The 19,809-nt window shown below is 76.6% G+C and carries 17 protein-coding genes; 11 read left to right on the plus strand and 6 right to left on the minus strand.

Features of this window, described 5'->3' with window-relative positions; translation table 11 throughout:
- Positions 1-89: 89 nt before the first annotated feature.
- The 7 genes from ACFW6A_RS23525 to ACFW6A_RS23555 all read left to right on the plus strand — a co-directional run bounded on the left by ACFW6A_RS23525 (position 90) and on the right by ACFW6A_RS23555 (position 7,580).
- On the plus strand, positions 90-1,103 hold the full coding sequence (locus ACFW6A_RS23525) for a TIGR03557 family F420-dependent LLM class oxidoreductase (protein ID WP_351856875.1): 1,014 nt from the start codon (positions 90-92) through the stop codon (positions 1,101-1,103).
- A gap of 59 nt (positions 1,104-1,162) precedes the next feature.
- Positions 1,163-3,469, plus strand: coding sequence for an MFS transporter (locus ACFW6A_RS23530; protein ID WP_386642520.1), 2,307 nt, complete (start codon positions 1,163-1,165; stop codon positions 3,467-3,469).
- An 82-nt stretch (positions 3,470-3,551) separates the two neighbouring features.
- The gene (locus tag ACFW6A_RS23535) at positions 3,552-4,040 is read left to right on the plus strand and encodes a hypothetical protein (RefSeq protein ID WP_386642523.1); all 489 of its coding nucleotides are present in this window, start codon (positions 3,552-3,554) and stop codon (positions 4,038-4,040) included.
- Positions 4,041-4,101: 61 nt separating this feature from the next.
- A complete protein-coding gene (locus ACFW6A_RS23540; RefSeq protein ID WP_351856881.1) occupies positions 4,102-4,719 on the plus strand; it encodes a TOPRIM nucleotidyl transferase/hydrolase domain-containing protein in 618 nt (205 codons plus the stop codon).
- Between the two features lie 161 nt (positions 4,720-4,880).
- The gene (locus ACFW6A_RS23545; protein WP_386642526.1) at positions 4,881-5,255 is read left to right on the plus strand and encodes a hypothetical protein; all 375 of its coding nucleotides are present in this window, start codon (positions 4,881-4,883) and stop codon (positions 5,253-5,255) included.
- A 71-nt stretch (positions 5,256-5,326) separates the two neighbouring features.
- The gene (locus ACFW6A_RS23550; protein WP_386642529.1) at positions 5,327-6,835 is read left to right on the plus strand and encodes a SulP family inorganic anion transporter; all 1,509 of its coding nucleotides are present in this window, start codon (positions 5,327-5,329) and stop codon (positions 6,833-6,835) included.
- A gap of 178 nt (positions 6,836-7,013) precedes the next feature.
- Positions 7,014-7,580 (plus strand): hypothetical protein, encoded by a 567-nt coding sequence (locus ACFW6A_RS23555; RefSeq protein WP_386479991.1) that lies wholly within the window; start codon positions 7,014-7,016, stop codon positions 7,578-7,580.
- A gap of 30 nt (positions 7,581-7,610) precedes the next feature.
- Here ACFW6A_RS23555 and ACFW6A_RS23560 read toward each other — a convergent pair whose 3' ends face one another.
- On the minus strand, positions 7,611-8,810 hold the full coding sequence (locus ACFW6A_RS23560; RefSeq protein ID WP_386642532.1) for a nitric oxide synthase oxygenase: 1,200 nt from the start codon (positions 8,808-8,810) through the stop codon (positions 7,611-7,613).
- A gap of 113 nt (positions 8,811-8,923) precedes the next feature.
- Positions 8,924-9,322 (minus strand): hypothetical protein, encoded by a 399-nt coding sequence (locus tag ACFW6A_RS23565; protein WP_386642535.1) that lies wholly within the window; start codon positions 9,320-9,322, stop codon positions 8,924-8,926.
- A gap of 131 nt (positions 9,323-9,453) precedes the next feature.
- On the opposite strand from ACFW6A_RS23565, the gene ACFW6A_RS23570 reads away from it, so the two are divergent.
- Complete coding sequence (locus ACFW6A_RS23570) at positions 9,454-11,388, plus strand: hypothetical protein (RefSeq protein ID WP_386642538.1); 1,935 nt, start codon at positions 9,454-9,456, stop codon at positions 11,386-11,388.
- A gap of 16 nt (positions 11,389-11,404) precedes the next feature.
- Here the strand turns inward: ACFW6A_RS23570 and ACFW6A_RS23575 are convergent, their stop codons facing one another.
- Positions 11,405-12,613, minus strand: a complete 1,209-nt coding sequence (locus ACFW6A_RS23575) for a PP2C family protein-serine/threonine phosphatase (RefSeq protein WP_351852535.1) — start codon at positions 12,611-12,613, stop codon at positions 11,405-11,407.
- Between the two features lie 152 nt (positions 12,614-12,765).
- A complete protein-coding gene (locus ACFW6A_RS23580) occupies positions 12,766-14,568 on the minus strand; it encodes a SpoIIE family protein phosphatase (protein WP_351852592.1) in 1,803 nt (600 codons plus the stop codon).
- Positions 14,569-14,789: 221 nt separating this feature from the next.
- On the opposite strand from ACFW6A_RS23580, the gene ACFW6A_RS23585 reads away from it, so the two are divergent.
- Positions 14,790-15,611, plus strand: coding sequence for a polysaccharide deacetylase family protein (locus ACFW6A_RS23585; RefSeq protein ID WP_386642542.1), 822 nt, complete (start codon positions 14,790-14,792; stop codon positions 15,609-15,611).
- Positions 15,612-15,630: 19 nt separating this feature from the next.
- Here ACFW6A_RS23585 and ACFW6A_RS23590 read toward each other — a convergent pair whose 3' ends face one another.
- Both ACFW6A_RS23590 and ACFW6A_RS23595 read right to left on the minus strand, forming a co-directional pair.
- Positions 15,631-16,071 carry a hypothetical protein gene (locus ACFW6A_RS23590; RefSeq protein ID WP_351852540.1) on the minus strand — a complete coding sequence of 147 codons (441 nt, stop codon included), beginning with the start codon at positions 16,069-16,071 and terminating at the stop codon, positions 15,631-15,633.
- Complete coding sequence (locus tag ACFW6A_RS23595; RefSeq protein ID WP_351852543.1) at positions 16,068-17,534, minus strand: APC family permease; 1,467 nt, start codon at positions 17,532-17,534, stop codon at positions 16,068-16,070. The genes ACFW6A_RS23590 and ACFW6A_RS23595 overlap by 4 nt, the downstream gene beginning before the upstream one ends.
- A 185-nt stretch (positions 17,535-17,719) precedes the next feature.
- On the opposite strand from ACFW6A_RS23595, the gene ACFW6A_RS23600 reads away from it, so the two are divergent.
- Together ACFW6A_RS23600 and ACFW6A_RS23605 are read left to right on the plus strand one after the other, a co-directional pair.
- A complete protein-coding gene (locus tag ACFW6A_RS23600; RefSeq protein ID WP_386642545.1) occupies positions 17,720-19,087 on the plus strand; it encodes a threonine/serine exporter family protein in 1,368 nt (455 codons plus the stop codon).
- 39 nt (positions 19,088-19,126) lie between these two features.
- The gene (locus tag ACFW6A_RS23605) at positions 19,127-19,798 is read left to right on the plus strand and encodes an adenosylcobinamide amidohydrolase (RefSeq protein ID WP_386642548.1); all 672 of its coding nucleotides are present in this window, start codon (positions 19,127-19,129) and stop codon (positions 19,796-19,798) included.
- Positions 19,799-19,809 lie beyond the last annotated feature (11 nt).

The raw sequence follows: 19,809 nt of genomic DNA on the forward strand, positions 1-19,809 counted from the left end.
CCGTCCCGCCGGGCGGCCGGGCGGCCCCGGCCGCCGTCCGGTCGCCCGGCTTCCGTTTACGGGCGGGCGACCCCGGCAAGGCGCCGCGCATGACACATTTCGGCTACACGATGATGACCGAGCAGGCGGGCCCCCGTGAGCTGGTCGACCACGTGGTCGAGGCGGAACGGGTCGGCTTCGACTTCTCCGTGGTGTCCGACCACTACTTCCCCTGGCTCGACGAGCAGGGGCACTCCCCGTACGCCTGGAGCGTGCTGGGGGCGGCCGCCCAGGCCACCAGCCGCATCCCGCTGATGACCTACGTGACCTGCCCGACCTTCCGCTACCACCCGGCCGTGATCGCGCAGAAGGCGGCGACGGTGCAGCTGCTCTCCGAGGGCCGCTTCCGGCTGGGCCTCGGCTCCGGCGAGAACCTCAACGAGCACATCACCGGAGCCGGCTGGCCCACCGCCCGGGACCGGCTGGAACGCCTGGAGGAGGCCGTCGACATCATCGACGCCCTCTTCGCCGGCGGGTACGTCACCCACCACGGGCGGTACTTCGACGTGACCGCCGCCCGCCTCTGGGACCTGCCCGACCGGCCGCCCCCGATCGGCATCGCCGCCTCGGGCCCGCGCTCCTGCGCGCTCGCCGGCCGCCGCGCGGACCTCCTCGTGGCCGTCGAACCGCGCCGGGAGCTCACCGAGGACTTCGACCGGCACGGCGGCGCCGGAAAGCCGAGGGTCGGACAGCTCCCGCTCTGCTACGACACCGACCGGGACGCCGCCGTGGCCCGCGCCCACGCGCAGTTCCGCTGGTCCCTCGGCGGCTGGCGGGTCAACCCCGAGCTGCCGCTCCCGGAGGGCTTCGCCCAGGCCACCGAGCACCTCGGCCCCGAGGACGTGGCCGGGGCGATCCCCTGCGGCGACGACCCCGACGCGGTGGTCGAGGCCGCCGACGCCTACCGCCGGGCCGGCTTCACCGACCTCGCGCTCGTCCAGATCGGCGGCGACCACCAGGGCCCCTTCCTGGAATGGGCCCGCACCACCCTGCTGCCCGCGCTCCGGGCGGCGTGGGAGTCGGACGCGGACACCGACACGGACGACAGCGCCGGCGGGCATTGATGTGACTTTAAGGTCTTTTGTCCCTATATCGGCACATCTCTTCGCTGGGAGCCTCGTGGGTGGGGAAGTCCACGGGGGAACACGAGGAGGTCCTGTCGATGACCGGCACCACCACGCCGTACGGGGCGGGTGCCGCACCGGCGCCGGGGAGCGGCCCTGCCGCATCCCCCCGGGTGATCGGGCTGGTCCTGGCCCTGGTCGCCGCCCTGTACGTCGTCGCCCCCGCCATGAACGCGGCCGTGGCGCCCCTCGTCCACACCGATCTCGGCGTCACCGCCGAGGACGGCGCCGTCGCCCAGATCGCCGGCGCCTGCCTCGCCATCGGCGTCCTCGCGGCAGCCGGCCGGGCCGGCGACCTCAAGGGCCGCCGGACCGTCCTCTCGGCCTCGCTCGCGGTGCTCTGCCTCGGCTCCGTCGTCCTCGCCGCCTCCTGTGGCCCCGCCACCTACGTGCTCGGCCGGATCGTGGTCGCCGCCGCCCTCGCCGCCGTCTTCGTCTCCTGCCTCGCCTTCCTGACCACCGTCTCCATGCCCGGCCGGATCCGCCGCATCATGGGCGGCTGGCTCGCCGCGATGTCCGCCGGCTTCGTGCTCGCCGTCAACCTCGCCCCGCACGCCGCCGCCCTCACCGGCTGGCGGATCACCGCCGCCCTCATGGCCGCCGCGGCCGGCGGCGCCCTGGTGCTCGTCCGCCGGCTCCTCCCCGAGGCCGGGCCGCCCGCCCGCGAGGCGCTGCCGGACGCCGCCCGCACGCTCTCCCAGGTCCTGTGCGCCGTCGGCCTCGCGGCCGCCCTCCAGCTCGCCCCGCTCTGGGGCTGGCAGGACCCCCGGGTCGGCGCCCTGCTCACCGTTGCCGTGCTCGCCTGCGCGGCGGCCCGGGCCCGGACGCTGCGGCGCGCCCCCGAGCGCCGCCGCTCCGAACGGGTGCCCGGAGCGGTGTGGACCGGGGCGCTCGTCGCGGGCCTCGCCCTCGGCTTCACCCAGGTCGTCCTCACGATGGCCGTGCCCGCGCTCGTCTCCGCCGTCGGCCTCTCCGGCGGGACCACCGCGCTCGTGCTGTCCGCCTTCGGCGTCGGCGGCGCGGCCGCCTGCCTCCTGATCCGCCACCGGAACGTCTCCCCGCTGGCCGGGGCCTCCCTCGGGCTGCCGCTCGCCGCCCTCGGGCTCGCCCTGCTGCACGCCCTGGTCGACCACGCCTCGCACGCCCTGGCCGGCGGCTTCGCCGTCGTCACCCTCGTCGGCTTCGGCACCATGCTGGCCGCCGCCCCGCAGATGGCCCGCTTCCTCGCCGCCGTCCCCCGCCCGCACCTGGGCGTGCACGCGGCCCTGCTGCCCTGCGCGATCCTCGTCGGCACCGCCGCCGCCCAGGCGCTGCCCTACACCTCCGCCCGGAGCCCCCTGCCGCTGCCGGCCGAGGCCCGCGAGCTGCTGTGGGTCGGCACGGTCGTGGTCGCGGTCGCCGCGCTCGCCCTCGGCCGGCCCGTCGTCTCCGTCGTCGTGGCCGCCGCCTCGGTCCTCCAGTACGTGATGGTGGACGCCGGCACCAGCCAGCCCATGAGGGTGGTCGTCGCCCTCGTCGTGGGCGCCGCCGCCGGAGCCGTCGCCTGGTCGCGCCGCGAGCAGACCGAGCGGCTGACCCGGACCCGCGAGACCGCCACCGCCCTCCAGTGCGCGGTGCTCCACCCCATCCCGCCGCGACTGGGCGGCCTGCGCCTCGCCGGCCTGTACCGCCCCGCCACCGCCGGCACCGCGATCGGCGGCGACTTCCTCGAAGCCCTCGACACCCCCTACGGCACCCGCGTCCTCATCGGCGACGTGCGCGGCAAGGGGCTCCAGGCCGTCCAGACCGTCACCGACCTCCTGGGCTGCTTCCGCAGCCGGGCCCACGAGACCGAGGACCTCGGCGAGGTCGCCGCCTCCCTGGACCGCCAGGTCCGGCGGGCCGCCCTGGCCCGCGGCGACGAGGAACTCTTCGCCACCGCCCTCCTCCTCCAGCACGCGGGCCCCTCCCAGGAGCTCCACGTCGTGAACTGCGGCCACCTCGCCCCGCTGGAGGTCGGCCCCGGACGCACCCGCGAGCTGGACGTCCCCGCCGTCCTCCCGCTCGGCCTCGGCCTGCTGGACGCGGCCGGAGCCGTACGGGCCCACCGGGTCGCCCTCGGTCCCGGCGCCACCCTGCTCACCCACACCGACGGCCTCAGCGAGGCGCGGAACTCCAGCGGCGAGTTCTACCCGCTGGCCGAGCGGCTCGCGGCCGCCGGCCGTCACACCCCCGACGACCTGGTCCGCCACCTCGACGACGACGTCCGCGACTGGACCCACCACCTCGACGACGACATCGCCGTCCTCGCCCTCGGCCGCCGCTGAGGGCGGATCCCGGGATGCGGAGCGCCGGGCGCTGCCGTTGACTGGGGCCGACGAGCACGGGCGAGCCGAGGGAGACCACGACATGACCGGACGCTGGGTACGGGGCGCCGCCGGCGGCCTGCTGGCGGGAGCCGTCCTGATGGGCGCGGCGGGCTGCTCCGACGACGGCGACAACCCCGTGTCGGGAGCGGTCAGCGAGGCCGCCTCCGCGGTCGCCTCCGCCGCCGAGGGCGTCACGGACGCCGCCTCCGAGGCCGCCGACAAGGCCGAGCGGCAGGTGGCGGAGGTCAAGGACGGCGTCGACGCCAAGGACGAGGTGGAGCTCGGCGACCCCGCCACCGACTCCGACGGACGCACCACCGTCCCGGTCACCGTGCGGAACACGGACGACAAGACGCGGTCCTTCGCGATCCAGGTGCGGTTCGAGGACGGCGACGGCAAGCTGCTCGACGCCGTCGTCCTCACGATCTCGGACGTGCCCGCCGGCAAGCCGGGCGACGGCACCGCCCGCAGCACCCACAAGCTCTCCGGCACGGTCACCCCCTCGGTAACCAGCGCCCTGCGCTACTGACCCCGCCGCGCGCGGCGGAAAACCGGTACCCTCCGGGCCGGCCGGCCCGCAGACTCCTCCCATGACCGACATGGACGCCTTCCGGACCGCCGTCGCCGCCTGGGCGGCCGGCGGACCCGGCGACACCGCGCGCGACCTCGCCGCCCGCCTGCCCGTGCGCACCGTGGTGCTCCTCGAAGGGCGCAGCGACGTCGCCGCCGTCGAGGCGCTGGCCGGCCGCCGGGGCCGGGACCTCGCCGCCGAGGGCGTCTGCGCGCTCTCCATGAACGGCGCCACCAACGCCGCCCGGCACGCCCGGCTCCTCGGCCCGTCCGGCCTCGGCCTGCGCCTCACCGGCCTCTGCGACGAGGCCGAACGCGCCCACTACGCCCGCGGCCTGGCGGCCGCCGGAGCCGATCCGGACGCCTTCTTCGTCTGCGTCGCCGACCTGGAGGACGAGCTGATCCGCGCCCTCGGCGTGGACCGGGTCGGGGAACTCGTCGAGGCCGAGGGAGAGGGCCGCGCCCTGCGCACCTTCCTGAACCAGCCCGCCCAGCGCGACCGGAGCCCGCTGCTGCGGATGCGCCGCTTCCTCGGCACGACCGCGGGACGGAAGATCCGTTACGGCCGCGTCCTCGTCGAGGGCCTGGACCCGGCCCGCGTACCGGCCCCGCTCGACGGCCTGCTGGCCTCCCTTTGAGCCGAACCGTGACCGGTTCCCGTCGAAAACCGTTCGCACACACGCTTGTCGGCCCACACCGCCCACCTGCGCGGTTTACCCTTCCTTGACCCGAGCGCGAACGTGGCACGGGCGAACGCGGCACGCGCCGGCGTGCCGGGAACCCGAGGGAGAGGAGGACGGTGGCCGCGTCGTCGCCCTTCCGGCCGCGCGCCCTGGCGCGCACCCTCGTCGTCCTGCTCCTCGTGGTCTGCGGCGCCCTCGGGCCGCCCGCCGCGCCGGGCGCCGCCGCACCGCAGCCGCCCGCCGAGTCCTGCCCCGCGTACGGCTACGAACCCGCCCCGCGCGGCGAGGGCGAGACGGAGGCGGCGCGGGGCCCCGTGCCGCACCGCGACCGCCGCACCGCCCCTCCCGGGCCGCCCGGTCCGCCGGGCGTCCCGGCGCCGGCCGCCCGGCGCGCCGCGGGCGGGCCGGACGGCTGCCGGGGGAGTCCCGGCGCGGGGGCCGGGCCGTCCACCGCGCCCGACCTGACGGCCCTCCGGGTCTTCCGGTGCTGACCGGGGCGACGCCCCCGTGACGCCCCGTCGGACCGACGCGCGCCCCACCGCGCGCCAGTGAGGAACCGCCCGTGCCTTCCGTCCCCTTCGCCCCCACCCGCTCCTTCCCCCACTTCCGCCAGGACTTCGCCGCCTCGCTCGTGGTCTTCCTGGTCGCGCTGCCGCTGTGCGTCGGCGTCGCCGTCGCCTCCGGGGTGCCGGCCGAACTCGGTCTGGTCACCGGCATCGTCGGCGGTCTCGTCACCGGCATGATGCGCGGCAGCAGCCTCCAGGTCTCCGGGCCCGCCGCCGGACTCACCGTCCTCGTCCTGGAGACCGTCCACGCCTTCGGCCTCGCCACCCTCGGCGTGATCGTGCTCCTCACCGGAGCGCTCCAGGCCTGCATGGGCCTGCTCCGCTGGGGCCGCTGGTTCCGGGCCATCTCGCTCTCCGTCGTCGAGGGCATGCTCGCCGGGATCGGACTGCTGCTCGTCGCCGGCCAGGCGTACGCCGCAGCCGGGCTCCCCGCCCCCGCCTCGGGGCTCGGGAAGCTCACCGGACTGCCCGCCGCCGCGGCCCAGGCCGTCCGCAGCACCGAGGCGCTCGCCTCCCTCGCCCTCGCCGCAGGAACGGTTCTGGTGCTGGTGGCCTGGCGGCGTGCGCCCCGGCGCGCGCGGGCCGTGCCGGGCGCGCTCGTCGCCGTCCTCCTGGCCTCCCTCGTCACCGCCCTGACCGGGCTGCCGGTGGCCACCGTCGAGGTCGACGGCGTGCTGGAGGCCGTCCGCCCGCCGGGCGCGGACGGGCTCGCCGCCCTCGCGTCGCCGGCCGTGCTGGGCACGGTGCTCGCCTTCACCCTGATCGCCTCCGCCGAGTCGCTGTTCAGCGCGGCGGCCGTCGACCGGCTCCACCCGGGCCCGCGCACCGACTACGACCGCGAACTCCTCGCCCAGGGGGCGGGGAACGCCGTCTGCGGCCTGCTCGGCGCCCTCCCGCTCACCGCGGTCATCGTGCGCAGCTCCGCCAACGTCGAGGCGGGCGCCAGGACCCGGGCGTCCCGGGTGCTGCACGGCGGCTGGCTGCTGCTCTTCGCCGTGCTGTTCCCGGAGGTGCTCGCGCTCGTCCCGCTCGCCGCCCTCGCCGGCGTCCTGGTCCACGCGGGCTGGAAGCTGATCCCCTTCCGGGGCGTGCTGACGCTGTGGCGGGGCCATCGCGGCGAGGCGCTGGTCCTGGTCGTCACGGCGGCGGCGATCCTCGCGGCCGGCATGTTCGAGGGGGTCCTCGTCGGGCTCGTCCTGTCGGTGGCGAAGGCCGCGTGGGAGGGCTCGCAGCTCCGGGTGGAGCACACCGACGCAGGGGGCGCCGTCCGGGTCCGACTGCTCGGCACGGTCACCTTCCTGAGGCTGCCCCAGATGCTGGACGCGCTGGAGGCGCTGCCCGGGGACCGCCGGGTCGAGCTCGACCTCTCCGGCGTCACCCACCTCGACCACGCCTCCCGCGCCGCCCTCGACGCCTGGGCCGAGCGGCGGGCCGCGGCGGAACCGGACGCCGTCCGCCCGCAGGGACCCGCCGCCCCGGCGCCGGAGGCCGGGCCCCGGAGGTGAGGGCGCCGACGCGGAAGGAGGACGCCGTCCCCGCCCCCCGGGGCGACCAGAAGGACGACGCCACCCGCTGACACGCCCGGCCGGACGCGTCGGGGCCCCGACTTCGGGGTAAACAGAGACCGAACGCCTCCTCTCCCGAACGGACTTGTGCGCGTTGAGCATGCCACTCGGATCCCGTGTGCCAGGCAGGACCTGGACCATTCGCCTCACCGGCCACCACGACCACTCGGCGCGGGTCAGCTGCACCACCGCGGGCTGCCGCATGCCCGACCGCTCCAAGGACGTGCGCGCGCTGCGCGCCTTCGCCGCCGAGCACGTCCGGGCGCACGCCCGGCTGGCGACCCCGCGCCCCCACGCCGCGTGCGCCTGCGGCGGGGCCGGCTGCCGTCACCACCAGGCCCGGGCCCTGTGCTCGGGCCGCACCCTCCTCGTCCTCATCCACAACCCGGCGGTCGGCGAGGTGTGGACGCTCGCCGAGATCTGCGAGGCGTGCGCCCCGCTGATCACCCACGCCCGGATCGTGGCGCGCGCCGCGAGTCCGGCCGAAACCCGGGGGGCGGAGCGGGTGCCGGAGCCCCGGACCGGGCCCCCGGCCGCTCCCGCCGCCTCCGGGCCGGGCGTGCCGGTGCTCTTCTCCTCCCCGGAGGCCGCGGGCGGCGCCGCCGACCCCGCGGGCTCCCGCCCGGCCCGCCGCCCCCGCAGGGGCGGGCGCGGGAACCGCGCGGGCGGCGGCGGACGGTACTGACCCCGGCGGTGCGGCCCCGGGCCGGGCGTCCTAGCCCTGCCGGGGGACGAACGCCGGGCGCAGGGCCGGGTCGACCGGGTCGTAGTAGCGGTGGAAGACCGGCGTGGCCGCGCCCGACAACGGCGGGACGATCCAGCTCCAGTCGGCCGGCACCGGTCGGCCGTGCCGCCGCTCCCGCGCGATGTGCTTCAGGAACCGCTCCGACTCGGTGTGGTGGTCCGCCATCGTGACCCCGGCCTCCTGGAAGGAGTGCAGGACCGCCACGTTCAGCTCCACCAGCGCCCGGTCCCGCCACAGCGTCCGCTCCGACGAGCGGTCCAGGCCCAGCTTCTCCGCGACCAGCGGCAGCAGGTCGTAGCGGTCCGCGTCCGCGAGGTTCCTGGCGCCTATCTCCGTGCCCATGTACCAGCCGTTGAACGGCGCCGCCGGGTACCGCACCCCGCCGATCTCCAGGACCATGTCGCTGATCGCCGGGACCGCGTACCAGCGCAGTCCGAGCCCGGCGAACCAGGCGTGCTCGGGATGGCGCAGCGTCACCTCGTGCACGGCGCCGTCCGGCAGCTCGTACCACTCCGGGCGCGCGCCGGGCCGCTCCCGCACCATCAGCGGCAGCACCTGGAAGGGCTCCTCCTCCCGCTTCCAGCCCAGCTCGCGGGCGAGGGCCGTGGCCGCCGCCGCGCGCGGATCGCCGACCCAGCGGCCCGAAGGGGTGCGGTGGCCCGCGTACCGGACCAGCTGGTCGTTCACGATCCGGGGCGCCGGGCGGCCCGGCCGGTCCGGGGCGAAGACGGTGAGGACCGGGCGGATCCGGCCCCCGTTGCCCGCCGCCCGCAGGTGCTCGGCGCAGGCGGCGGCGATCCCGTCGGCGGACGACACTCCGCGCAGGTCCCGCACGACCAGGCTGCTCCAGTAGAGCCGCCCGATGCAGCGGGCCGCGTTGCGCCAGGCGACCCGGGCGCCGAAGGCCAGCTCCTCGGGGGTGTGCTCGTAGGTGCCTGTACGGGCGATCTCGGCCCGCACCCGGCGGACCCGGGCGTCCGCGTCCCCGGTGCCCGGGGTCTCGTCGTGGAACTGCCGGACGAACTCCTCGGCCTGCCGCCGGTCCACGCGGTCCGGCTCGCGCGCGGCGGCCGGTGCCGGGGCGGGGACGGGGGCCGCGGCGGCGGCCGAGTAGGGGCATGCGGCGCCGGCGGGAGCGACCGCGCGGCGACGGATCAGACTGAAGACCAAGGTGTTTCCTCCCTGGCCCCATGACTACCGTACGCAGTCGTCCGGCTGTGGAGAGTGTTCGAACTTCGCCGAAGCGGACGGTCCGTCCTGGTATGGTGCCCGGCCCCCGCCCCTCACACGGGGGTCAGCACGTCGCCGCGCACCCGCTCCAGGACGAGACCGCCGTCGAGCCGGACCCGGGCCGTGACCACCGGCCGCCGGTCCCGGTACGCCTCCCAGGCCGGTTCGAGCGCGCGCACCTGCTCCGCCAGCCGCTCCCGGCTCGCCGCCGGCATCTGCGCCCCGAACGACTCCAGGAGCGAGGACAGCCGCTCGTACTCCGCGGCCTCCGGGTCCGGCCGGGGCTCCTCCGGCGCGTCGACCCGCTCGACGACCCCCTCCGTCCCCTCCCCGAGCAGCAGCGCGCCGGCCACCGCCGCCGGCTCCCCGGCCGGGTCGGCGGCCACCGTGACCGCGCCGGCCACCCTCAGATCGACCGCGAGACGGACCCGCAGGCCCCGTGTGAGCGTCATCCGGTCTTCTTAGCACGGCGAAGATCGTCCCGGCGCGGAGGCCCGGTCCGGAGGGACGAGGGAGCCCGGTCCGGACGGACGCCCCGGTGCCCGGGGAGTGACGCCCCGCCCGCTCCGCTCGTTCTCGGTGCGTGCAGCAGCTCCGTATCACCCGCAAGGGCCCGTCGGCCGCCATATCCGTCCCGCGTCCCTCCCGGGACGCCGCGGAGGCCGCGCTCGTCGAGCACTATCCCGCCCTGGTCCGCCTCGCCCACCTCGTCCTGCCGCCCTCGCTCGGCCGCCAGCGCCGCGTCCTCGCCGCGCACGCCGTGGTCCAGCGCACCCTGCCCCGCGGCCGGCCCGCCGGGACCGGCGCCCTGCCCCGGCCCCGCGGCCCCCGCGAGGAGGCCCACGCCTGGCTCCGGGCCCGGGTCGTCGCCGGCGCCCTCACCACGCGGGAACTCCGGCCCGCCGCCCTCGCCCTGCCCCGCGTCACCGGACTGCGGCTCTTCCCCCGGGCCGGCGGCGGCGACGAACTCGTCCTCGACCGGGCCCTCGCCGCCGTCGCCCCCGAGGTCCGCGCCGCCCTCGCGCTCACCGTCCTCGAAGGGCTCGGCCCCGAGGAGACCGCCGCCCTGCTGGCCGGGGCCGGGGTGACCGCCCCCGACCGGGCCCTCGACGCCGCCGCGCGGCTGCGCGCGACCGTCCCCGGCGACCCGGCCGCCCTGCTGCGCGGTCCCGAGTTCGACCCCTGCACCGTCCACCTCCGCCCCACCGACCTGCTGCGGCGCCGGCGCCGCGGCCGGGTCGCGGCCCTCGCGGCGGTCCTGCTCCTCGCCGGTCTCCCCGCCGCCGGAGCGCTGCGCCCGGACGCGCCCGCCCCGGCCCCGACGGCCTCCGCCCCGGACCCGGCCGCCGACCCGGCCACCCTGCTCAGGGCCGACCCCGAGCGCTGGGCCGACACCTCCCGGGTGGACTTCACCGCCTGGCCCGCCCGCGGCGACCGCACCGGCGACACGGCCCTCCTCGGCCGCGCGCTCACCGCGTGGACCGGCGACGGCGTCCGCAAGGAGACCACCCCCCGCACCTCCGCCGCACCGCCGGCCGGTCCCCCCGCCCTGCTCTACGCGGGCGATACCGACGGCGCGGCCGTGGTGCTCCTCCACGACGGCGTCCGGCTCGCCCGCTACACCGAACCGCCGGCCGGGGCGCCCGTCCTCGTCCTGGCCCGCGCGGACGGCGCCGACGTCACCACCGCCGCCTCGGTCGTGCTGGCCCGCACCGGCGCCGGCACCCGCTACCTCCTCGCCCCGTGGATCGCCGAGGCGGGCGTACGGGACCTGGCCCGCCCGGCCGCCGCGGCCCGGGAACTGGCCGTGGCGCCGGACGGGGTCACCCCGCCCGTGCCGGCCCCCCGGCCCGCCGGGCCGGACGGCTGCGGCGGGACCACCGTGCTCCAGCTGCGCTCCTCCGCCCGCATCGTCGAGGACCACGCCTTCCTCGTCGCCGACCTCGGGGGACTCGGACCCGCGCACCTCGGCTGGACCCCGCTCCCGGCCCCCGGCGTGCCCTCCCGGCAGCCCCGCGAGGCCACCGGGCCCCTCGGGCTCGCGGCGTGGGCCAGGTCCGGCTGCCTCCTCGGCCCGCTCCACGACGCCGGGGTCCGCTCCGTCAACCGCTGGGAGTTCGCCGAGCAGCGGCTGCCCGAGCGGGCCGGGCGGGCGCTGTGGGTGTGCGCCCGCGCCGAGACCTGGGAGGGCACCGGCCGGGCCGACGTCGTCCTGGAGACCCCGGCCCGCGCCCCCGGAGCCGTACGCCCCCTGCTCTCGGTGCCCGACACCGCCGCGTGCGGACGCTTCGGCCAGGACGTCCTCGCCGGAGGCCCGTGGACCTCGCCGTCCGGCGTCCGCTATCTGCTCGCGGCGGGCAGCCGCCACGTCGTCGGGATCACCGCCGGCGGCGCCGTGCGGGCCGGCGCGCGCGGCCGGGTGCTCGCCGCCCGGGCCCCCGGGGAGGGCACCGTCGTCCTCGACGGGCGGCTCGCCGACGGCGGCGTGCTGCGCGGCTGGACGGCCGCCGGGGGGTGAGCGGGGCGGGCGCCGGTCAGGCCGCGACGGCGCGCGGCCGCGACGGGACCGCCGGGGCCGGGCCGCCGGCCCCGCCCCGGACCAGGAGGAGGGCCGTGGTGTCGTCCTCCAGGCCGTGGGCGCCGAACCGGTCGAGGTCCTCCCTCAGCAGCCCGGGGATCCGGTCGGCGGGCTCGTCGGCCCAGGCGCCCAGCCGCTCCTCCAGCGGGTAGAACGCGCCGTGGGCGTCGCGGGTCTCCGAGACGCCGTCGGTGAACATCAGCAGCCGGTCGCCGGGGCCGAAGGGGACCTCCTCCACCGTGAACGGCGCGTCCACCGGCACCGGCAGGTGGACCGGGACCGAGGGGGCGGAGAACTCGACCGCCTCCACGGTCCCGTCCCGCTGCACCACCGGGGCCGGGTGGCCGCAGCTCAGCAGCCGGATCACCGGCCGGTCGTCGGGGATCTCGGCGAGCAGCACGGTCGAGAAGCGGTCGGCCGCCTCCGACTCCGGCGCCCGCTCCGCGTACCGCGCCATGCTGGCCTCCAGCCGCTGGGCGATCGCCGGCAGGTCGGGGGCGGTGTACGCGGCCTCCCGGAAGGAGCCGAGGAGCAGTGACGCGGCCTCCACGGCCGGCAGCCCCTTGCCCTGGACGTCGCCCAGCATGATCCGGACCCCGTCGCGGACCTTGAGCGCCTTGTAGAAGTCGCCCCCGACGTGCGCGCCGGCGGCGGACGCCTCGTACAGCAGCCGCAGGTCGACCGTGCCGAGGCGGGACGGCAGGGGGCGCAGGACGGCCCACTGGGCGGCCTCGGCGACGGCGCTGACCTGGCGCAGCTCGGTCTCGCGGTGCTGCCGGACCCGGCTGGAGACGGCCGCGGCGAGGGCGACCACGGCGAGCACCACCTGGTTGGCGAGGGCCGCGGGGAGCAGGGAGTCTCCGCGCAGGGCGGCGAGGGCGGCGCTCGCGGCCATCGCGAGCCCCCCGATCGCCGCCGTGCCGCGGGCCGTCCAGGTCGCCGCGGCGAGCGCGGGGGCCGCGATCAGGAAGCGGTCGAACCGTTCCTCCGGCGGGGTCAGCACGTCCGCCAGGGCGGCGAGGACGATCACCAGGAACGGCAGCAGCCGCCCGAGCCGGTAGCGCGGCCCGGCGCGGTGCGCCGGACGGGCGGGGGCGGGGCGGGAATCGCACGCGGCCCCGGGCGCGGGGGCCCGCGGCGCGGTCGCGGTCGGATCCGCGGGCATGGGGCTCTCCTCGGTCGGACTTCCGCGCGGCGGAGGACCGCGACGGCCTTCGACGGCCAGCATGCCCGCCCGCGCGGGCCGGTCGGCAGGGCCGGAGGTCACCCGGCGGCCGGGACGTACGGCCCGGGGCCCGCACCCGGGAGGGGAGGCGCTCAGACGGGGAGGTCCTGCTCCGCCCAGACGACCTTGCCGCCGGAGGTGCGGCAGGAGCCCCAGCGGCGGCACAGCATGTTGACGAGCTGGAGGCCGCGACCGCCCTCGTCGCTGAGGTCCGCGTGCTGGATCTGCGGCAGGTCGGGACCGGTGTCCGAGACCTCGACGACCAGCCGCTCGCCGCGCAGCAGCCGCAGCTCGCCCGGCCCGTTGCCGTACCGCAGGGCGTTGCCGACGAGTTCGGAGACGACCAGCTCGCACACGTCGGCGAGGTCGTCCAGACCCCAGTCGGCGAGCTGCCGGGTGACCAGCCGCCGCGCCTCGGACGCGGCCCGCCCGTCGGCCGACAGCGGCCACACCCGCAGCCCGGTCTCCGCGCCGAGCGGCACGGCCCGCGCGGTCAGCAGCACCGCCTCGTCGAAGCGGCCGGGCCCGGCCGGGGCCGCCGCGATCAGCCCGCCGTCCTCCAGGGCGCCGGGCGGCAGGGCGAGCGCCGCCGACCGCAGCCGCTCCAGCTGCTCCTCCAGGTCGGCGCCGCGCTCCTTCACCAGGCCGTCGGTGTACAGCACGAGCCCGCCGCCCTCGGGGACGGTCACCGTCACCGGGTCGTACGGGATCACCCCCGCGCCCAGCGGCGCCCCGGCCGGGAGCGGGACGAACTCGGCCCCGCCCCGCCCGTCGAGCAGCAGCGGCGGCAGCAGACCGGCCCCGGCCAGGGTGCAGCGGGAGCCCGCCGGGTCGTAGACCGCGCAGAGGAAGGTGGCGACCTGGTCGTCCTCCAGGTCGCGGGTGGCGAGGTCGAGCCGGGCCAGGACCCGCTCGGGCGCCATGTCGAGGGTCATCAGGGTGCGGGCCACGGCCCGCAGCCTGCCCATGGTGGCGGCGGCGGGCAGCCCCTGGCCCATGACGTCGCCCGCCATCAGGGCCGTACGCCCGCCGGGCAGCGACATCACGTCGTACCAGTCGCCGCCCACCGGGTGGCGGGCCGAGGAGGGCGCGTACTCGGCGTGCACCCGCAGCCCGGGGGTGACCGGGGTGGCGCGGGGCAGCAGGCTGCGCTGGAGCGACACGACGCGCTCGCGCTCGCGGCCGTACAGCCGGGCGTTGTCGATGAAGACGGCGGCGCGGGACGCCAGCTGCTCGGCGAGGGCCAGGTCGGTGGGGGAGAAGGGCGGGCTGCCGGGGCCGCGGACGAAGTCGGCGCTGCCGAGCAGCAGGCCGCGGGCGATCAGCGGCACCGCGAGGTAGCTGTGCACGCCCAGGGCGCGCATCTTCGCCGCGCCGCTGGCGGTGGGGGAGACGAGGGCGAAGTCCTCCTCGCGCATCCGGCCCACCAGCACCGGCTTGCCCTGCCGCAGACAGTACTGGTGGAGCAGCGTCTCGTGCCGCTTCTGGTCGCGGACGAAGGTCTCGCCGACCGGGGTCGCCTCCAGCGTCTCCATGGTGTCGACGGCGGCGAGCGCGACCGCGCGCATCGGCGGGACGCCCCGGCCGGTCCAGCGGGAGCCCTCCTCGCCGTGCAGGACGCTCTCCATGATGTCGACGGCGGCGCCGTCGGCGAAGTCGGGCACGGTGAACTCGGTCAGCTCCCGGGCGGTGCTCTCCAGGTCCAGGGTGGTGCCGATGCGGGTGCTCGCGGCGTTGAGCCAGGCGAGCCGGGCCTCGGCGTCGGGCCGGTCGAACGGACCGTGCCCCCCGGCGCGGTCACGCCGGGTGCGGAGCGCCGCCGACCGCCGGACCGCCGAGGCGCGCACGGCCGAGACCCTGCCGGTCAGGCGTCGTCCGCCGCTGCCGCCGCTCACTCTTCCGGCCTCCAGACGGGAACTCGACCAGGTGTGGTGCACAGTCTGCACCGGAAGGCCGTTCCGCGCACCATCCGAACAGCAGCGGAATCGAAGCCGAACGGTAGCTCTGTCACATCCGCCGAACGGGTGAAACCTGTTCGGGTCCCGCGTCGTCCTCTCCCCCGGGAACGCGCCGGAGGGCGCGGGGTCGCAACGGGAACGCGAGGATCGGAGGGCGCATGCGCCGGATGGGCAAGTACACCGCGCACGTGGCCGTGTTGGCGTCGGCGGTCGGCATCAGCCTGGCCGCGTGGGGGGCGACGGCGCTGGTGGGCGGGGGCGACGAGGACTCGCCCGCCGGGGCCGGGGGGGCGGGCGCGCCGAAGGAGCCGGGCCTGCGGACCGACGGGAAGGGCCGGCCCGCGCAGCCGACCACGCGGGTGCCGGTGGGCATCGCGCACGCCGCGGAGGCGGGCGGACGGGCCGTCAACATCACCATCGACGACGGGCCGGACCCCCGCTGGACCCCGCAGATGCTCGACATCCTGAAGCAGAACGACGTCAAGGCCGTCTTCTGCATGATCGGGCCGCAGGCGAAGCAGCACCCGGACCTGGTGAAGCGGGTGGTGGCCGAGGGACACCGGCTGTGCGACCACACCATGACCCACGACACGACGATGGACCGCAAGCCCGTGGCGTACCAGAAGCGGCAGATCCTCGACGCGCGGAAGATGATCGAGGAGGCCGCCGGCGGGGTCGAGGTGCAGTACTACCGCGCCCCCGGCGGGGCGTTCACGCCCGACAGCCGGAAGATAGCCGCCGCCGCGGGGATGCGGCCGCTGGGGTGGAACGTGGACACCAAGGACTTCGAGCGGCCGGGCGCCGCCGCCATCGTGGCGACCGTCAAGGGCGAGCTGTCCAACGGGCCGACGATCCTCCTCCACGACGGCGGCGGCGACCGCTCGCAGACCGTCACGGCGCTGCGGCAGGTGCTGCCCTGGCTGAAGGAGCAGGGCCGCACCTTCAGCTTCCCGGTCCGCACGGCCCCGGACACCCCGTAGGGCGCGGGGCCGCGCCCCGTCAGCGCCTGACGGTGTCGTCGGTCTTGAGGTCCTCGACCGCCTCGTCGAAGGCGGCGACCTGGTCGGGGCAGTAGACCTGGAGCACGATCCGCTCGGCGTCGACGGCCTTGGAGTCGGCGATGACCGGGCGGCTGCCGGGGCCGGTGGCGCCGTTGGAGAGCTGCTGGAGCCGGTACAGCGCCTTCTTGAGGGCGTTGCCCGGGTTCTCGCAGACCTGGCCGCCGTCGGTGCCGAGCAGTCGCTCGGCGGTCTCCTGGTCGGGGGCGGGGTAGCCCGCCTTCACCAGCTCCTCGCTCAGCTGCTCGGCCTTGCGGGAGGTCTCTTCGGTCCGCTTGAAGCTGCCGTAGCGGACGAGACCGGTGATCAGCAGGCCGACCAGGATCACGATCGCGCCCCAGTAGATCCACTTGTGCTCGGAGGCGAAGCGGGTCGGGCTCATGCGGCGTCTCCCTCGTGCGGGGCGTCGGCCGCGGCCGTGCGCCAGCCGGGCTTGCGCAGTTTCAGGAAGGCCCAGGGGATGAGCAGTCCGAGGACCACCAGGCCGCCGCCGACGATGAGGACGTACGACCAGACGCTGCCGCTGCCGAACTGCGAGGGCGGCACGAAGCCGATGAACAGGGCGGCGAGCGAGGCGAGCAGGCCGACCGAGCAGATCAGGCCCAGGGCGGGCGCCCGGTAGCCGCGCGGGTGGTCCGGCTTGAGCTTCCGCAGCCGCATCGCCGCGACGAACATCAGCAGGTAGACGATGAGGTAGACCTGCGTGGTGATGGTCGAGAAGATCCAGTACACGCTGGAGACGTTCGGGATCAGCGCGTAGCCGAGGGCGATGACCGAGGTCACGACGCCCTGGGTGACGAGGATGTTCTGCTGGATGCCGAACCTGTTGAGCTTCTGCAGGAACGGCGGCAGGTAGCCCTCGCTGCGGGAGATCTCCAGGAGGCCCTTGGACGGGCCGGCCAGCCAGGTGAGCATGCCGCCGAGGGAGGCGGAGATCAGCATGATCGCCGCGATCGGGGTCATCCAGCCGACGCCGAAGTACGAGAAGAAGGCGTCAAAGGCCTGCATCACGCCGGCGGTGAGGCTGAGCTGGTCCGCCGGTACGACCCAGCTGATCGCCAGCGCCGGGAGGATGAAGATCAGCAGCACCAGGCCCATCGCCAGGAACATCGACTTCGGGTACTCCTTCGCCGGGTTCTTCAGCGAGGAGACGTGCACCGCGTTCATCTCCATGCCCGAGTACGACAGGAAGTTGTTGACGATCAGCACGAGGCTCGCCAGGCCGGTCCACTGGGGCAGCAGGTGGCTGCCGTCCATCGGCGCCGCCGAGGGGTTGCCCTGGCCGAGGAAGACCATGCCGAGGACGACGAGGATGGTGCCGGGCACCAGCGTGCCGATGATCAGGCCCCAGCTGGACAGTCCGGCGAGGGCCTTGGTGCCGCGCGACGAGACCCAGACGCCGGTCCAGTACAGGACCATGATCACGATCGCCGTGTAGACGCCGTTCGAGGCGAGTGAGGGGTCGATCACGAAGGCGATCGTCGAGGCCACGAAGGCCAGCAGGCTCGGATAGTAGAAGATCGTCATCGCGAACTGGCACCAGACGGCGAGGAAGCCGAGGGGCTTCGAGAGTCCCTCCGCCACCCACCGGTAGACGCCGCCCGACCAGCCGGAGGCCAGCTCGGCGGAGACCAGGGCCGTCGGCAGCAGGAAGACCAGGGCCGGCACCAGGTAGAGGAAGACGCAGGCGAGTCCGTACACGGCCATCGTCGGCGCGGCGCGCAGGCTGGCCACCGAGGCGGTGGTCATCAGGGCCAGCGTCACCCACGTGATCGTGGGCGGGGCGACCGGCCTGGCCTCGGTGCGGGGTTTCGGCAGATCGGCCGGCACGTCCATCGATGCCATGAACCCTCCCGGGGGAATCGGCGTGATCCGCCCCAGGCTGCGGGAGCGCGGGCGGGAGCGCAGGCCGGGAGGGCCGTCCGGGTGACGGAGGGAGCGGGGGAACCGCCGGCGTCCGGTGCCGGATGCCGGGCGCGGCCGGGTGGGGGATGCTGAGCCTTCGTCACCCTGTATCCGAGGAGGCGGCCGTGGCGCGACCCGTGGGGGACCCGGAGGAGCCGGCGGACGGCGCGGATCGCCGGGCCGGGGGCGGCGGCGCGGACGGCGCGGGGCTCGACCGGACCACCTCCTTCCTGACCCGGCTCACCGGACTGCTGCTGCGCACCTCCGGCGAGGGGGCCGAGTTGATCGCGCGCGAGGTCGTGGCGGCCGGGCGGGCGCTGGGCGCCGAGGTGTCGGTGCTGCTCGTCATGGACACCGCCACGCTGACCGTCGCCGCCCCGGACGGACGGACCCGGACCGTCATCGTGCACGCGGTGCCCGAGGTCGCCCGGCTGGACCGGATCGCGGCGCTCAAGCCGCTCGTGGCGGACGTGCGCGCCGGGCGGACGGGGGCGGCGGAGGCGAGCGCCCGGCTGGACCGGATCGAGGCGGCGCCGGCCCCGTACCCCTGGTGGCTGAAGCTGCTGGGGATCGTGCTCTTCTCGCTGGGCTTCGCCCCGCTGATGCAGCCCACCTGGTACGAGCTCGGCACCACCGCCGTCCTGGCGACGCTCGCCGCGGTCCTCGCGGTGGCCTCCGACCGGGTCCCGCGGCTGGCCAGGGTGCTGCCGCTGGTCGCCTCGCTGGCGGTGTCGGTCGTGACGCTCCAGGTGTTCGCCGGCGACCCGGCGCACGGCGGGCCGGTGCTGCTGATGCTGCCCGCGCTGTTCTTCTTCGTGCCCGGCGACTACCTCAGCGCGGCCGCCGCCGAACTCGGCGCGGGGCTGATCACGACGGGTGCGATCCGGCTGGTGTACGCGGTCTTCCTGCTGGTCCAGCTCTGCGTGGGCGTCCTGCTGGGGGTGTACGTCACCGGGACCCCCACCGCGGCGCTCTTCGACACGGCCGCCGGGACCGACCTGCCGCGCTGGGTGCTCTTCGCCTCGTGGACGGTCTTCACGGCGGGGACCGTGCTGGCGTTCGCGATTCCGCGCCGCTTCTTCCCCCACCTGCTGGCCCTGGTCTACCTGACGGTGGCGGTGCAGTCGGCGGCGACCAAGCTGATCGGGGAGACCGGCGGCACCTTCGTGGCGGCGGCGGTGCTGGCCGCGGCGGCGACGCTGCTGTCCCGGGGGCCGGACCGGCCGCCCCGGCTGCTGCTCGTCCTGCCCGGCTTCTTCACGCTGACGGTCGGTTCGCTGGGGATGCGCGGGCTGACCACGCTGGCCGGCGGGCACGTCGTGGACGGCTTCTCGGACCTGCTGGAACTCGTCCTGGTCGTCACCGCGATCGCGGTGGGACTGGTCCTCGGCGCCACGCTCGTGCCGGATCCGGACGCGCGGGCGGAGCACCCCCCGCTTCCCGCGCCCCCTGCCGCGCCTCCTGGTCCGCAGCCGCCGCCGGCCGGCCCGTAGGATCACCGGGACGTACAGGTGAGCGAGGAGCGCGTTGCGGTGACCGTCGTGGTGGAACCGACCCTGCCGGTCCCTCCGGCCCTTCCGGAGCTCCTGGAGCGGGACGAGGACGGGCAGGCGCTCGGCGCCCTGCTGTGGCGGCACGGGCCCGGCTGGCGGGCCGTCAGCAGCGCGGTGCTCGGCGGCGGGATCGGGGAGCGGTCCTGGGTGATGAACGTCCAGGTCGCCCACGGCTACACCCGCACCGACCCCGAGGCGCACCTCGCCGGCCTCGCCCGCCGGGCCGGCCTCCACGGCCCCGGGGTGGGGCTGATGACCGCCGCCGACGTCGCCCGGCGCGGGGCCGCCTCCGACGGCGGCGTCGACGCGGTGGCCACCGCCGGCATCGACGTGCGGGGCTGGGCGGCGGCACCGGGACCGGCCGTGCCCGCGCCCCAGCCGCCCGGGACGATCAACATGGTCGTCACCGTGCCCGCGCCGCTCACCGACGCCGCGCTCGTCAACGCCGTGGCCACCGCCACCGAGGCCAAGGTGCAGGCCCTGCTCGACGCCGGCCACGACTGCTCCGGGACCCCGACGGACGCGGTCTGCGTCCTCGCCAGGACCCCCCTGCCCGGCGGGGCCGCCGAGCCCTTCGCCGGACCCCGCTCGCTCTGGGGCGCCCGCCTGGCCCGGGCCGTGCACCGGGCCGTCGGCGAGGCCCTCCGCTGACCGGGGCGCCG

Origin of the sequence: Streptomyces sp. NPDC058758 (assembly GCF_042746075.1) — a bacterium.
GTDB lineage: Bacteria > Actinomycetota > Actinomycetes > Streptomycetales > Streptomycetaceae > Streptomyces.